Raw genomic sequence first — 14,998 nt, forward strand, 5'->3', positions numbered from 1 at the left:
CCCTGAATGCTGACACTGGAAAACATCCATAAATCTTACCACCTGGGAAAGCAATCACTCCACGTTCTGAATGGGGTGAATGTCAAAATAGAAGAAGGTGAACTGGTCTCCATCATGGGGTCTTCCGGATCCGGAAAATCCACATTACTCAACATCCTTGGTATCCTGGATAGCTACGACGAGGGAAGCTACACCCTGGGTGGGCACCTCATCAAAAACCTGTCTGAGGGGAAAGCCGCACAGCTTAGAAATGAACTCATCGGTTTTGTCTTTCAGTCGTTCAACTTGCTCAATTTCAAAAATGCCATTGAAAATGTAGCCCTGCCTCTTTACTATCAAAAAATTGGCAGAAAAAAACGCAATAAGATTGCCGAGGGGTACCTGGAAAGAGTGGGGCTCAAAGACTGGTCTCATCACTTACCCAACGAAATGTCCGGTGGACAGCGGCAGCGTGTGGCCATCGCGCGGGCCCTCATCACCAACCCCAAGATCATTCTGGCCGATGAGCCTACCGGCGCGCTGGACAGTACCACATCACACGAGGTGATGGAAATTTTTAAGGAGGTGAATGCCAATGGCAAAACCATCCTGATCGTGACTCATGAAAATGATGTGGCTGCTGCCACCGAGCGGGTTATCATGATCAAAGACGGAACCATTTTGAGTGAAAATTATGACATGAGCCATGTTTGATCTGGATAAATGGCAGGAAATTTTTCAAACCATCGCCAAAAACAAGGTGCGCACCTTTGCCACGGCCTTTGGCGTGTTTTGGGGTATCCTCATGCTGATTCTACTGCTTGGGGCCGGGCAGGGCCTGCAAAACGGCGTGCAGCAAAGCATGCTCCTGGATGCCATTAATAGTATCTGGATCATCCCTTCGCGCACTTCCATGTCGTATGAAGGCATGCCCGCCGGACGGCAGCACCCTTTTCAGGAGGAGGACCTGGAGTCTGTCTCATCGGAGATTTCAGGAATAGAATTTATGTCTCCAGAAAACTGGTTGATGGGCAACTACATCGTGAAGTATAAAAATCGCGGCAGTGCCTTTGGGGTTTATGGCACCAAATCAGACTATTTCGACATTAAAGTAACCATGAAAATTCAGTCCGGAAGAGCGCTCAACCTGCTGGACGACAGGGAGAAAAGAAAGGTTTGCTACATAGGAAACCGTGTGGCTGAATCCATATTCCCGGAAGGGGTAGATCCCGTAGGAGAATACCTGGATATCAAAGGCAGTATGTTTCGTGTGGTGGGTGTTTTCAAATTTGAAGCCTCTAACGGGATGGATCAGGCCCAGAGGATCTATGTGCCGTTTTCCACCTATCAGCAGATTTTTAACCCAGACAAGTCGGTCTCGCTTTTCGCAGTGACTACCGCTGCGGGTACCATGGGCAAGCAGCTGGAAGGGGATATCCTGGAACTCCTCAAAATCCGACAAAGTATACACCCCGATGACAATCAGGCTTTCTGGGTACACAACCAGGAAGAGAATTTTCGGCAGGTTCAGAATCTCTTTAACGGGATCAAAGCATTCATCTGGCTCGTGGGCATAGGCACGCTCACTGCAGGCATTGTGGGAGTGAGCAATATCATGATTATCGTAGTGAAAGAGCGCACTAAAGAAATCGGAATTCGCAAAGCCATGGGTGCTACACCAAACTCCATTGTGGGTCTCATCCTTCAGGAGTCGATCTTCATTACAGCAGTGGCCGGATACTTCGGACTATTTCTTGGAGTAGTGCTTCTGGAATCGGTCAACTATGCCCTTGAAGCCATGGGCGCAGATCTTGATTTTTTCACCCGCCCGGAGGTCAATTTTCGTGCAGCCATCACTTCTTTGATCATTCTGGTGGTCTCAGGAGCTCTGGCGGGTCTATTTCCTGCCCTCAGAGCCGCACACATTAAACCCGTAGACGCCCTAAAAGACGAATAAGATGTTTGATCAGGATAAATGGGAAGAAATATGGCAAACCATCATGAAGCACAAGCTCCGTACGGCGCTCACTTCCTTTGGTGTTTTTTGGGGCATCTTCATGTTGGTGCTGCTCCTGGGAGCAGGTAACGGACTGCAAAATGGCGTGATGCAAAATTTTGACATTGCCAAAAATGCGGTGTTTGTATGGACTGAGGTGACTTCTGTGCCCTATGCGGGGTTTCAGGCTGGCAGGCAAATTGACCTGACCAATGATGACTTTAAAGCCTTACAAAATCTGAAAGGGCTCAACACCGTCTCACCAAGGATCCCCCTTAACTCCCGATGGAGTGGCGGTCAGGTGACCATCAGCTATGACAACCGTGACGTCTCCTATTCTATCATGGGAGATTACCCGCAGTATCTGGACATCCAGCCGCTTTGGATCACGGAAGGACGGTTTGTCAACAAGTTTGATATCGAACAAAAAAGGAAAATCGCTGTGCTAGGGCGGCGGGTGAAGGATGACCTTTTCCAGGAGCGCGGTGCCCTTGGTGAATACATTAAGATCAACGGAGTACCCTTCAAAGTAGTAGGGATTTTCGACTCCCGGGCTACAGGCGAGGATGCGAGAAATGACATCCAGATCATTCACATCCCCGGAACCACCGCTCAGCAAACCTTCAATATGGGTGAAAGCATCGGTTGGTTTGGGTGCATCCCGACAAGCGGCATTTCAGGACTGGAAGCAGAGGAGATTATCAAGGCAGAGCTAAGAAAACGCCACAAGATAGCGCCCAATGATCGTCAGGCACTGGGAAGCTTCAATGTGGAAGAAGAGTTCAAGCAAATGCAGGGGCTCTTTACAGGAATTGCCGCCTTCAGCTGGCTGGTGGCCATAGGCACCATACTGGCGGGAATGATCGGCGTGGGCAATATTATGCTCATCATCGTAAAAGAGCGTACCAAGGAGATAGGTATCCGCAAATCAATCGGCGCTAAACCATGGTCTATTATCAGCATGATCGTGCAGGAGTCTCTGGTCATCTCCGGCGTTTCCGGTTACCTGGGGCTGGTTTTTGGGGTGGTGCTGGTGGAAGGCATTGCCTACGCCATGGCAGAGTTTGGCATGCAAAGTGAATTTTTTGTGAACCCAGAAATAGACTTCAAAGCGGCTTTTTCTGCCATCTCCGTACTGCTGGTTTCCGGGGTGATGGCCGGTCTGATACCGGGGATCAAAGCGGCCAGGGTAGATCCCGTCATTGCCTTACGAGATGAATAATTTTTTGAATAGACACTAACCAAACTTATCAACAGAATGAAACGTTTTTTCATTGGACTCACCATCATCATTATACTCGGGCTATTTGTAGGCACAGGGTATTTTCTCTATCAAAAATCAGAAGAACCGCCTGTCATTTACGAAACTGACAGCCCATTCAAAACCGATATCATCAAAAAGACCATCGCTACAGGGTCTATTGTGCCGCGGAAAGAAGTGGCCCTGAAATCCCAGGTTTCCGGGGTAGTAGAAAAACTCTACCTGGAGGAAGGCGCTCAGGTAAGAATCGGCGACCTGGTGGCCAGAATCAAAATCATCCCCAATGTAGTGGCGCTCAACAATGCCCAGGCGCAGCTGCAAACCGCCAGAATCAACTTTGATAACTCCGAAAAAGAACTCAAAAGACAAAAAGAACTTTTTGATGAAAAAGTGATTTCCGAATTTGATTACAATCAGTTTCTCCTGGACTTTAACCTGAGAAAACAGGAAGTAGAAGCCGCAGAAAACAACCTGGAATTAATCAAAGAAGGCTCATCCCAAAAGACCGGGAATGTCTCCAACCTGGTACGCTCCACGGTGAACGGCATGATTCTGGACATCCCTGTCAAAGAGGGAACCTTCATCATAGAATCAAATACCTTCAATGAGGGAACAAGCATCGCGTCCGTAGCAGACATGAGTGAGATGATTTTTGAGGGGAAAGTGGACGAATCTGAAGTAGGCAAGATTAATGTGGGCATGGATCTGTCACTCTCCGTGGGGGCCATCGAGGGGGTTATTTTCAATGCTAAACTGGAATTTATTTCTCCAAAAGGGGAAAGTGATGAAGGGGCGATCAAGTTTGATATTAAAGCGGCTGTAGATCTGAAGGAGGAGTATTTTCTCCGTGCGGGCTATAGTGCCACGGCGGATATCATCCTTCAAAAAGTCAGTGACGTCCTCGCCATCAAAGAAAGCAACCTGATCTTTGAGGGCGACGATATCTTTGTAGAAGTGCGTACAGGCGAGCAGCAGTTTGAGCGGCGCCAGGTCAAAACGGGGCTTTCTGACGGCATCAACATTCAAATTGCAGAAGGGTTGACAGAAGAGGAAGTAATCAAGAAACTATGATGGACTGACCATGCCAATGTCCCTCCCATACACTTTAGCGAAAAATGACAACAGGACGGAGTTCTATGCGTATGGTAACACATGCAAAAAATAACCGTATGCCTTGTACTCTTCGGATTAGTGATGAGTTGTACCAACAGAGAGCCGGATAAGCCAAATAAGGTGCTGACTGAGGCCATCAGGGCCCATGGCCAGGATCGCCTTGTCAACAGCCGTGTTTCATTCACATTCCGTGATAAATCTTACAGTGTGACCAGAAGTGAAGACAGCTACCAATATACCCGGTCATTCAAGGAGGATACAAGCCGGATTGAGGATGTACTCATCAAAAGCACCGACTTCACCCGTCGGGTGAATGGTGTGGAAGTCACCGTGCCCGACACCATGCAGGCTAAATACACCAATTCGGTGAACTCCGTACTTTATTTTATGCAACTGCCCTACCTGCTCAATGATCCTGCGGTGATCAAATCCTTTGAGGGCACACAAAGGATCCATGGCGAAACCTATGAAGTGCTCAGAGTCACCTTCCGATCCAATGGTGGCGGGGAGGACTTTCAGGACGAATACCGTTATTGGTTTCATGAAAAAACGCACCTGCTGGACTACCTGGCATACAACTACGAAACTGACGGGGGTGGGGTCCGGTTTAGAAAAGCCTACAATCGTTCCGAGCGGGGCGGCATGCTTTTCCAGGATTATGTGAACTACGAAGTACCGGTGGGCACCCCCCTTCAAAAAATCCCGGATCTGCTGGAGGCAGGAAAACTCAAGGAGCTATCCCGCATCAACAATACGGACATTCAGGTGGAACGCCTTTAGCCTATTTTGCGGTCTTCCCCGCTCATGGTTTTCGTGCCTTTCATGTGGAAGTAGATCATCATGCCGATCCCCGAAAGGACAAGCGGAATACTCAGCAGCTGCCCCATGTTCAGGGCCATTCCCTCCTCAAAGGCCTCCTGATTGAGTTTGAAGTACTCATCCACAAACCTCAGTGACCAAAGTAAAGTCATAAAGAGGGCGAAGCTAAATCCTTGTGGCAGGACAAATCGTTTCTCCTTCCAGATCCAGAAAAAGAGTAACATCAGCAAAAGACAATAACCAGCTTCATAAAGTTGCGCCGCATGCCTTGACACTCCCAGACCATAAATTTCCGCAACTGACCGGTTATCTTCCTGATAAAACTTGTACGCCAGTGGTTCGTCCTTTCCAAAATCGATGTGCTCCACCACATCGTCATATCTGAGCAAGGCACTCCTGAGCTGGTTTTCAAAAAACACCTTGTCCTGAGCGGTAAGCTCCACACCACGTTGGTAAATAATCTTCGCAGTGACCGGGTGTATTCCAAGGGTATTGCTGACTTTTTCTCCCCCCTTAAGGAAAATCACATCTTCCACCTTTCGGTCATCATATCGCAGCACATCTTCTGTAAAACGTGCATACACCACACCGTAGTTGGCATTGGTCATTTTCCCCTCCATCTCTGAGTTGAAAAAATTACCTGTACGAATCATCGCTCCGGTGATGGCCACCACTATCACCAACCGGTCCAGCATCCATAACATCGGGTACTGGGGATATTTCTTTGAGAAAAGGAATATGGCTAGTATAATTCCCAGCGCACCACCGTGACTGGCCAAACCACCCTCCCAAATTTTCAAAATCTCAATGGGATTGGTAAGGTAGTATCCCGGGTTGTAAAACAAACAATGCCCAAGTCTGGCTCCTACCACTACTGCCACCACCATATAGACGGTCAGCTTTTCTACGTCCTTTTCCGGCCGCCCCTCCTGCTTGAAGAGCCAAAACATGATCTGTTGAGAAACAATAAATCCACCCGCAAAAAGCAGCCCATACCACCGCACAGGATGATCAAGAATGGGAATGACAAAAATATCGGGGTCTGAGCTCCAGATGAGAAAATTAAGGATGAATTCCATGCATTAATTTGTTTTCCAAAAATAAGGTGTGAACAGCATTAAAACGGTGAAGAGTTCCAATCTGCCTAAAAGCATCAAAAAAGCCAGCACCCACTTACCAGGCGCAGAGATAGAAGCAAAGTTATCAACAGGGCCCACATCACCAATACCAGGGCCAATATTTCCAAGGCACGTGGCCACGGAGCCTATGGCAGTGTTAAAATCTGCACCCAACATACCCATGACCACAGACCCAAGTGCGAATATGGAAATGTAGATCATGATGAAGGCCAGGATATTGTAGGTGATCTCTCTGGATACGGCCTTTCCATTCAGCCGGATAGGGATCACCGCATTAGGATGTAGCTGGCGCTTCAGCTCCATCAGGCTGTTCTTGACCAAAATAATATGTCGTACGATTTTCACGCCACCAGCTGTGGAGCCTGCCGAAGCACCGAAAAACATCATCACGACAAACAGGATGGTAATAAAAGGTGTCCAGGATGTGTAATCCGCTGTAATAAATCCGGTGGTAGTAATAATTGACACCACCTGAAAGAGTGAATCCCGGATGGACTTTTCAAATGTGTCGTGTCCCTGGCTGAAAATCACAATACCGATAAGCAGCCCGGCCACTACACAAAAACCGGTGTAGAACCTGAACTCTTCGTTTTGAAAGACCTTTAGAAATTTCTTGTGTAACACCAGGTAGGTCATGGTGAAGTTGGTCCCCGCCAGGAACATGAACAAGATGATCACATACTGAATGTAGGGTGACGAATAATAAGCAATGCTGGCGTTTTTGGTAGAAAAGCCACCCGTGGCCATGGTAGTAAGTCCGTGGTTGATTGCATCATAAAAAGTCATTCCACCCACCCACAAAAGTAGTGTTTCTGTGAGGGTCAGGCCGAGATAGATAAACCAGAGTCTCTTGGCGGTCTCTTTGATTCTGGGCTGTAGCTTATCTGGCGAAATCCCCGGAGCCTCCGCCACGAAAAGCTGCATACCACCAATGCCCAAAATGGGCAAGATGGCCACAGTAAGCACGATAATACCCATCCCTCCTATCCATTGCGTAAGGCTCCTCCAAAACAGAATCCCCTTGTGAACCGCTTCTATATCAGTAAGGATGGTAGCACCTGTGGTGGAAAATCCGCTCAGGGTCTCAAAAAATGCCTCTGTAAGGTTAGGAATGGAGCCACTCAGGATATAGGGAAGAGATCCAAAGAAAGACATTATGAGCCACCCGAAAGTCACCACCAGATAACCATCCCGCTTTCTCAACTCCTTATTCTGACTGTTTTTGGTAAAAAACCACATCAAAAAACCAAAGGATGCCGTGATGGTAGCTGAAAGGATAATTGAAAAAAGATCTCCCTCCTTATAATAAAGACTAAATGGAATACACGAGAGCATAAACACTCCATTCAGCATCAGTAAGGTGCCTAAAATGTTGATGATGACCCGGTAGTTGAAAAGCATGCTATTTGAAGAATCCTTCTACGGTATGAATACACTCCGACCTGGACAATACCACTACACGATCTTTAGGCTGAAAGTGGAAGCTTCCGCGAACGGTATGCCCGATTCCTTTTCTGATGACTCCACCAATAATGGCTGTTTTTGGAAAGTCAATGTTTCGAAGTTCGTGTTCCAGAATTTTTGAATTTGGCTGTACTTCGAACTCCAGAATTTCAGCATCCACTCCGTGAATACTGGTAAGGTTAATGACTTGTCCCTTTCTGATATACCTGAAAATGAAATTTGCAGCAATCAGCTTCTTATTGATCAGCGTATCCACCCCTATGTTTTGAGAAAGGTGGATATAGTCCATATTTTCGACCGCAGCAATGGTTTTGGCCACACCATTGTTTTTTGCCACCAGGCAGGAAATGATGTTCGTCTCAGAGTTACCAGTTACCGCAATCACGGCATCCATCCGGTCAATTCCTTCCTCTTTAAGTAAATCAATGTCCCGGCCGTCTCCATTGATGATCATGGTATCAGGCAGCTCGTCGGCCAGGTTGAAGCACTTTTCCTTGTCCTGCTCAATGAGCTTAATGTTGTATTTCTTGCTCAGCTGCCTGGCGGTGTTGATCCCCACCTTGCTGCCTCCCAAAATCATAATGTTCTTGATTTCTATCTGTTCCTTTCCGGCGAGGGCCATTACCCGGTCTGTACCACTGGGCTCGGTAATAAAATAAGCATGATCATTGATCTGAAATTTATTTTCTCCGTGCGGTATAATGGTCTGATTCTCTCTGAGTATCGCTACTGTAGTAAAATTATGATCAGGATTGAGGTAAGCCGTTTCGGTGAGTGTCTTATCCAGAAGTTCCGATTTCTCATCTACAGTGATCCCAATAAGGGAGAGCATCCCCTTCTCAAACTCGAACGTGTCGGTAAGGGCCGATTGTTTGAGCAGTCTCTTAATCTCTTTGGCCGCCAGTGATTCAGGTGAGATAATCTCGTCGATTCCAATGGTTTTCAAGTCCAGCTTTTCCCGCTGATGCAAAAACTCAATATTGGAGATACGAGCCACCGTACGTTTAGCCCCCAGTGCCTTTCCAATGATGGCTGTCGTCAGGTTGGTCTCTTCTATGGAAGTCACCGCTATCAGCAGGTCAGCCTTGGATACATTGGCCTCTTCCAGAATACCTATTGATGTACTGCTGCCTCGGATCGTGTGCACATCCAGGTGGTTAGAGGCATGCTCCAGAACAGCGCTATCCTGATCTATAAGTATGATGTCTTGTTCCTCATACGCCAGAAGTCTGGCAAGGTGAAACCCCAAATCCCCGGCACCAGCAATGATAATTCTCATAGCATTTCCATATAGGGTGGCAAATATAAAGTAAAGATCAGGCAGAGAAACAAACTTAGCACCCTTATTCGTCGAGCGGTGAATAATCCACGATGATCCGGGTTCTCATACATGCCAATTGCCGGTTTTTTATTTAAGTAATCTCTCATGGTTTATTCATCAGCCTCTACACCAGAAAAATAAACTCTAGCGGCTTTCAGTGCTTTTGGTGCTAACACAATCGCTCCTATCATTGTTGGGAATGCCATCAATCCATAGGCCACATCTATAAACGCTACAACTCCCTGAAGGGTGGCCACAGATCCCACCAAAATCAGAAAAACGTACCAATAATTAAACAAAGCAGCATACCGCGCCCCTATCAGAAACGACAGACATTTCTGCCCATAGTAGGCAAATCCAAAAAGGGTGGTAAAGGCGAAAATCAGTACGCACAGTGCGAGAATGTAGGGACCAACCCCCGGAAGACTGTCTCCAAAAGCTTTAGCCGTGAGGGAAATACCATTGAGATCTCCGTATTTCCAGGCGCCCGTTACCAATATACAGAGTCCTGTCATCGTGCAAATCACCAGAGTATCAATAGCGGGACCCAGCATGGCAACAAGGCCCTCGCGCACGGGCTCCTTGGTTTTGGCAGCCCCGTGCATCATGGGTGCAGTACCGATGCCCGCTTCGTTGGAGAAGGCAGCACGGCGAGCTCCCGTAATAATGAGCGCTCCCACAGCCCCACCCAAAACAGAGTCAGCAGTAAAAGCATCCGTAAGAATCAAAACCAATGAACTCCAAACCTCTCCGTAATTGACCATCAGGATGAGTATCACGCTAGCCACGTACAGCAGGACCATTGAAGGCACCAATTTGCTGGCTACGCTGCCTATCCTGGTGATCCCTCCAAAAATCACGAGCGCAACCAAAATGGCAATAAACACACCCAACCCCAGGTCTATATAAATACTATCCAATGCCAGCCCATTTGGTACAAATAAGATATCCTTGGTCGCCTGCACGATCTGATTGGCTTGAAAAATAGGAGTAGCACCGAAAAAGCCCACCACCGCAAAGAAACTGGCCAGCGGCATCCACCTTTTGCCTAACCCCTCACGGATATAGTACATAGGTCCACCCTGAAGATTACCCGCAGAATCTTTGCCCCGGTACATCACCGACAGTGTGCAGGTGAAAAACTTGGTGGCCATTCCGAAGAAAGCACTTACCCACATCCAAAAAATGGCCCCGGGGCCGCCCATGGCAATGGCTACGGCCACCCCTGAGATATTGCCCATACCAATGGTCGCGGCAAGCGCCCCCGACAATGCCTGAAAGTGATTAATATCTCCGGGATCTGACGGATCATCATATTTGCCCCTGAGGACGTTGATGGCATGGCCAAAATACCTGAACGGCAAGAAGCGTGAATACAGCATAAAAAACACCCCGCCACCCAACAACAAAATCAGCAGGGGCGTACCCCAGATAAAATTGGCCGCATCCTGGAAAAAACGTTCGAGTACACTCATAGGGTCTGAAATTCTTCAAGGATCGGCCTGAGTGCTCGCCAGACGTTTTCCGCCAATATCTGATGACCTTCCACTGTGGGGTGGATGCCATCAGGTAAATTGAGCTCCGGATTGCCTGCCACCCCATCCAATATGAAGGGCAGTAAGGAAGCACCTGTTTCAGAGGCTACCGCAGGAAATATTGCACTAAACCGGGTAGTATAGTCTTTCCCAAGGTTAGGAGGCACTCGCATTCCTACCAGGAGGATCTTCACTTCAGGGTTAGCCTCTTTTACCTTGTCAATAATGAGCAATAAATTCTTTTTCGTTTCATCCAGGTCGAGCCCACGGAGCCCGTCATTGGCCCCAAGCTCCAATACGAATACATCCGGAATGGTTTGCAGCACCCATTCGATCCTGTTGAGTCCACCAGAGGTGGTTTCACCACTGAGGCCGGCATTGATAACTTTAAACTCGTATCCCAATGAATCCAGCCTGTCCTGAATCAGGGCCGGAAAGGCATCCTCTACGTCCAGCTGATACCCGGCAGTGATGCTGTTACCAAAAAACAAAATTACCGGCACCTCCTTTTGATCCTGTTTGGTATCACTAGATTGATTTTCTACAGCAGTTGTCCCCTCATTGGTAGCGGATTTATTTTGACTATCACATCCACTCATCAGCCAACCAATTAAACTCAGCGTACATAATATTTTTCCTTTCATGCCTACAAAACCTCTGGTCTGATCCACCGAAAATATAGAATATCCTCTCGGCAAGCTCCGAATTTAATAAACATGATGGAAGCGAATTCGTTTTTATGATTTAAACTGCATAAATGTCAACAATACTTCAGGTAGAATCCCTCACCAAAACCTTTCAAAGTGGCCACCGCCAAATCAGAGTTCTGGACAACATCAATTTCACAATAGAAGAAGGCCAAAGCATGTCCATCGTAGGGCCTTCCGGCAGCGGGAAAACAACCCTTTTGGGTCTGTGTGCGGGTTTAGATCGCGCTACTGAAGGTCGCATATTGATCAATCAGGTATTGCTGAACAAGCTTTCTGAAGACGAGCTGGCTCAGCTCAGAAATCAACAGGTTGGCTTTATTTTCCAAAACTTCCAGTTGATCCCCACCCTTACTGCCCTGGAAAATGTGATGGTGCCCCTGGAACTGAGAGGTGAAAAAAATATAGTCAGCGCCAGCAAAGACCTCCTAAACAGGGTCGGGCTCAGTGATCGGCTCGATCACTACCCTGGTCAGCTATCGGGTGGGGAGCAGCAGCGGGTGGCCATTGCCCGGGCTTTTTCTAACAGGCCCAAAATATTATTTGCCGATGAGCCTACCGGAAATCTGGACGAAGAAACGAGCCACTCCATAGAGTCGCTACTTTTCGAACTTAACCGAGAGCAGGGAACCACGCTGGTCATTGTGACTCACGATCAGGACCTGGCCCAAAAAACAGACACCATCATCAGGCTGAAGGGCGGAAAGTTGATCTGATGATGAATACACTCAAAATGACTTCACCAACAGACATTCATGGATCATAAAATAAACATTGACAGTACGAAGTATTCCATGGTCTGGCCGCTGAAAATGGCCTGGCGCGACAGTCGCAAGAGTAAAGGTAAACTTTTGCTTTTCGTCCTGGCTATTTCTCTGGGCATAGCCGCGCTGGTGGGCATTACCTCATTCAGAGAAAACCTGCTGCAAGAAATCAACAACCAGGCGAAAACACTGATAGGAGCGGATATTGAGATCAAAGGCAGTGAGCCTCTGCCCGACAGTCTGCTGTTGGCACTCTATGAACTGGCCCCTGAAATGTCTCGTGAGGTATACTTCGCTTCTATGGTGTATTTCCCCAGCACGGATGGTACTCGCCTCGCACAGGTAAGGGCCTTAGCCGGAGAATATCCCTACTATGGAGAAATAGAAACCATCCCGGTGGAAGCCTCCAGAAAATTTCAGAAGGGGGAGTACGCCCTGGTGGATGAAAAGCTCATGATCCAATACAATGTGGAAATCGGTGATTTTGTGAAGGTCGGTCAGCAGCAGTTTGAGATCATCGGCCGGCTGCAGAAGATTCCCGGCCAGACGGAAATCGGGGCTACAGCTGCACCCGTGGTATACATCCCTTACAACCACCTCGACCAGACAGACCTGCTTCAAAAAGGCAGTCGGGTAAACTACCTGCAATATTTCCAGTTTCACCCTGAGGTAGACACCACCGGCAAATGGTCCCAGCTGGTTTCACTGGTAGATAAAAAAGGTTTTCGGGTAGATGACATAGAGGAGCGAAAGGAAGAAACAGGCCGTGCATTCAAAGACCTATCCAATTTTCTGGAGTTGGTAGCCTTCACAGCCCTGCTGCTTGGCTGCATAGGGGTGGCAAGCTCTATCTATGTGTATACCAAAGAAAAAACCGGCATTGTAGCCACACTTCGGTGCCTGGGCATGAAATCCGGTCAGGCCATTTCCATTTTCCTGATTCAGGTGGGGTTCTTCGGGCTGATCGGCTCCATCATAGGGGCACTTTTAGGCGTGGGTATGCACTTATACTTGCCCGTGCTCGTCAAAGATTTTATTCCTGTGGAGCTCACCCCGCAGCTTTCCTGGCTCTCGGTTCTGAGCGGCGTGGGTATTGGTGTGGTGGTCTCCATTCTATTTGCCTTGATCTCTCTGGTCTCCCTGCGCAAGGTGAGTCCCCTGCAGGCGATCCGGTCAGATGCTGAGCCCGCCCGTTTTCAGCTCGACTGGCTACAAATACTTGTTGGCTTCAGTATTCTGGCGTTTCTGATGGCACTCATCTATCTGCAAATAGGATCCCTGCAGGATGCGGCTATTTTTACTTTTGGTTTGCTCCTCACCATCATTATCCTCGGGCTCATAGGAAAAGGACTGGCTTTAGGCATCAAAAAACTGCTGCCCAATAGCATTCCTTATGTGTGGCGTCAAGGCCTTTCGAACCTCTATCGCCCACATAACCAGACCTCATTGCTCATTACCACCCTGGGCCTGGGCACGGCCTTCATTGCTACCCTCCTCTTTATGCAAAGTTTGCTGGTAGACAGGGTTTCTATCGCCGGAGCAGAAGATCGCCCAAATACAATTCTCTTTGATATCCAGACTCCCCAAAAAGATGAAGTGCGCCAGCTCACACTGGACTATGACCTGCCTGTGATGCAGGAAGTTCCCATAGTGACCATGCGCCTTGTAGAGCTCAATGGGATTTCGAAAAATGAAGCCGAGAGAGACACCACCATCACCACCCCTGACTGGGCCTACAACAGAGAGTATAGGGTGACTTATCGCGACAGTCTCATAGCGTCAGAAACCCTGAAAGAGGGTAAATGGATTGGAAAAGTAACGAACCCCGCAGATAGCATTTTTGTATCGGTATCAAGTGGCTATGCAGAAAATCTGGAATTAAAAATCGGAGATGAGATGGTCTTCAATGTACAGGGCGCCTTGCTCAAAACGTATGTGGGTAGTTTTCGCGAAGTAGACTGGCGCAGGGTACAGACCAATTTTCTGGTACTCTTCCCGGTGGGGGTCCTGGAGAAGGCTCCGCAGTTTCACGTGCTCATCACGCGTATAGACAATAATCAGCTCTCGGCAAGGTACCAGCAAGCGGTAGTGAGGAGTTATCCCAATATCTCCATCATCGACCTGGAACTCATCCTCAAAACGCTGGAGGAAATTTTAGGTAAAATCGCTTTTGTCATCCGCTTCATGGCTTTCTTTAGTATTGGCACGGGAGTGATCATGCTCATCAGCTCCATAGTACTCAGCAGGTTTCAGCGCATGCGCGAAAACGTACTTCTGAGAACCATTGGCGCTTCCAGCCGCAAGCTCTGGAAGATCATCTTTGCAGAGTACTTCTTTCTTGGCGGACTCGGGGCGCTCTCAGGCATTCTGATTGCCGTGCTTACCACCACGCTTCTTGGCAAATTTGTGTTTGAATTCACCTTCATTCCCGACTTCTCTCAAATGATCCTGATAGGACTCACCATTACAGTTTTAACCGTCGCTATTGGCCTTCTCAATAGCAGAGATGTGATCAGTCAAAGCCCGTTGGAGGTGTTAAGGAATGAAGGTTAGTGGGGGGTGAGAGGTTTTAATCCTGCCGGTACCAAACCCTGAGCAGCTGGTACCAGTGCGAGCTGGACTCACCACCGGTCCAAAGCTCCGTGTCCATACTCCCTTCTTCATCACTTTCATGAATGTTGGGCAGGACCACTGTTTCCACGTTCAGTACGTCAATGGTCGGATTTTCCTGAATCCAAAGGTTAGCTGCCTCCAGTACTTCCTGAAAACTCTGAATACGACCTGACTTGAACATGCCCCCTTTGCTTTTTTCAGGGACAAAATCTTTAGCTAATAATGGCATTTTAGTACGGCTTTAGGTTAATAATCCTTACAAAATATTAAATTTTTTCCACATTAAA

At 47.9% G+C, this 14,998-nt stretch carries 13 protein-coding genes; 7 read left to right on the plus strand and 6 right to left on the minus strand.

From position 1 onward, the window contains the following. Window positions 1–6: 6 nt before the first annotated feature. The 5 genes from RIH33_RS20205 to RIH33_RS20225 all read left to right on the plus strand — a co-directional run bounded on the left by RIH33_RS20205 (window position 7) and on the right by RIH33_RS20225 (window position 5,129). Window positions 7–693, plus strand: coding sequence for an ABC transporter ATP-binding protein (locus RIH33_RS20205; RefSeq protein WP_406651896.1), 687 nt, complete (start codon window positions 7–9; stop codon window positions 691–693). Continuing rightward, window positions 686–1,936, plus strand: coding sequence for an ABC transporter permease (locus tag RIH33_RS20210; protein WP_406651897.1), 1,251 nt, complete (start codon window positions 686–688; stop codon window positions 1,934–1,936). The genes RIH33_RS20205 and RIH33_RS20210 overlap by 8 nt, the downstream gene beginning before the upstream one ends. Window position 1,937: 1 nt before the next feature. Then, window positions 1,938–3,197 (plus strand): ABC transporter permease, encoded by a 1,260-nt coding sequence (locus tag RIH33_RS20215; protein WP_406651898.1) that lies wholly within the window; start codon window positions 1,938–1,940, stop codon window positions 3,195–3,197. 36 nt (window positions 3,198–3,233) lie between these two features. After that, window positions 3,234–4,307 carry an efflux RND transporter periplasmic adaptor subunit gene (locus RIH33_RS20220; RefSeq protein ID WP_406651899.1) on the plus strand — a complete coding sequence of 358 codons (1,074 nt, stop codon included), beginning with the start codon at window positions 3,234–3,236 and terminating at the stop codon, window positions 4,305–4,307. An 81-nt stretch (window positions 4,308–4,388) separates the two neighbouring features. Further along, complete coding sequence (locus RIH33_RS20225; protein WP_406651900.1) at window positions 4,389–5,129, plus strand: DUF6503 family protein; 741 nt, start codon at window positions 4,389–4,391, stop codon at window positions 5,127–5,129. On the opposite strand, the gene RIH33_RS20230 is transcribed toward RIH33_RS20225, so the two are convergent. The 5 genes from RIH33_RS20230 to RIH33_RS20250 form a co-directional block, all read right to left on the minus strand. Continuing rightward, entirely contained in the window at window positions 5,126–6,247 is a 1,122-nt protein-coding gene (locus tag RIH33_RS20230; RefSeq protein WP_406651901.1) for a prolipoprotein diacylglyceryl transferase, read from the minus strand. The genes RIH33_RS20225 and RIH33_RS20230 overlap by 4 nt on opposite strands. Before the next feature lie 3 nt (window positions 6,248–6,250). Continuing rightward, on the minus strand, window positions 6,251–7,708 hold the full coding sequence (locus RIH33_RS20235) for a TrkH family potassium uptake protein (RefSeq protein WP_406651903.1): 1,458 nt from the start codon (window positions 7,706–7,708) through the stop codon (window positions 6,251–6,253). A gap of 1 nt (window position 7,709) precedes the next feature. Further along, window positions 7,710–9,050, minus strand: coding sequence for a Trk system potassium transporter TrkA (gene trkA / locus RIH33_RS20240; RefSeq protein ID WP_406651905.1), 1,341 nt, complete (start codon window positions 9,048–9,050; stop codon window positions 7,710–7,712). A 152-nt stretch (window positions 9,051–9,202) separates the two neighbouring features. Continuing rightward, complete coding sequence (locus tag RIH33_RS20245; protein WP_406651906.1) at window positions 9,203–10,567, minus strand: alanine/glycine:cation symporter family protein; 1,365 nt, start codon at window positions 10,565–10,567, stop codon at window positions 9,203–9,205. Continuing rightward, complete coding sequence (locus RIH33_RS20250) at window positions 10,564–11,226, minus strand: arylesterase (protein WP_406651907.1); 663 nt, start codon at window positions 11,224–11,226, stop codon at window positions 10,564–10,566. Before RIH33_RS20250 ends, RIH33_RS20245 begins: the two co-directional genes overlap by 4 nt. Window positions 11,227–11,384: 158 nt before the next feature. Between RIH33_RS20250 and RIH33_RS20255 the strand changes: the two genes are divergently transcribed. Together RIH33_RS20255 and RIH33_RS20260 are read left to right on the plus strand one after the other, a co-directional pair. Beyond that, a complete protein-coding gene (locus RIH33_RS20255; RefSeq protein WP_406651908.1) occupies window positions 11,385–12,050 on the plus strand; it encodes an ABC transporter ATP-binding protein in 666 nt (221 codons plus the stop codon). A 39-nt stretch (window positions 12,051–12,089) separates the two neighbouring features. Continuing rightward, on the plus strand, window positions 12,090–14,651 hold the full coding sequence (locus RIH33_RS20260) for an ABC transporter permease (protein ID WP_406651910.1): 2,562 nt from the start codon (window positions 12,090–12,092) through the stop codon (window positions 14,649–14,651). A 16-nt stretch (window positions 14,652–14,667) separates the two neighbouring features. Here the strand turns inward: RIH33_RS20260 and RIH33_RS20265 are convergent, their stop codons facing one another. After that, complete coding sequence (locus RIH33_RS20265) at window positions 14,668–14,940, minus strand: hypothetical protein (RefSeq protein WP_406651911.1); 273 nt, start codon at window positions 14,938–14,940, stop codon at window positions 14,668–14,670. Window positions 14,941–14,998 lie beyond the last annotated feature (58 nt).

Source organism: Marinoscillum sp., from assembly GCF_040222955.1.
Lineage (GTDB): Bacteria > Bacteroidota > Bacteroidia > Cytophagales > Cyclobacteriaceae > Marinoscillum.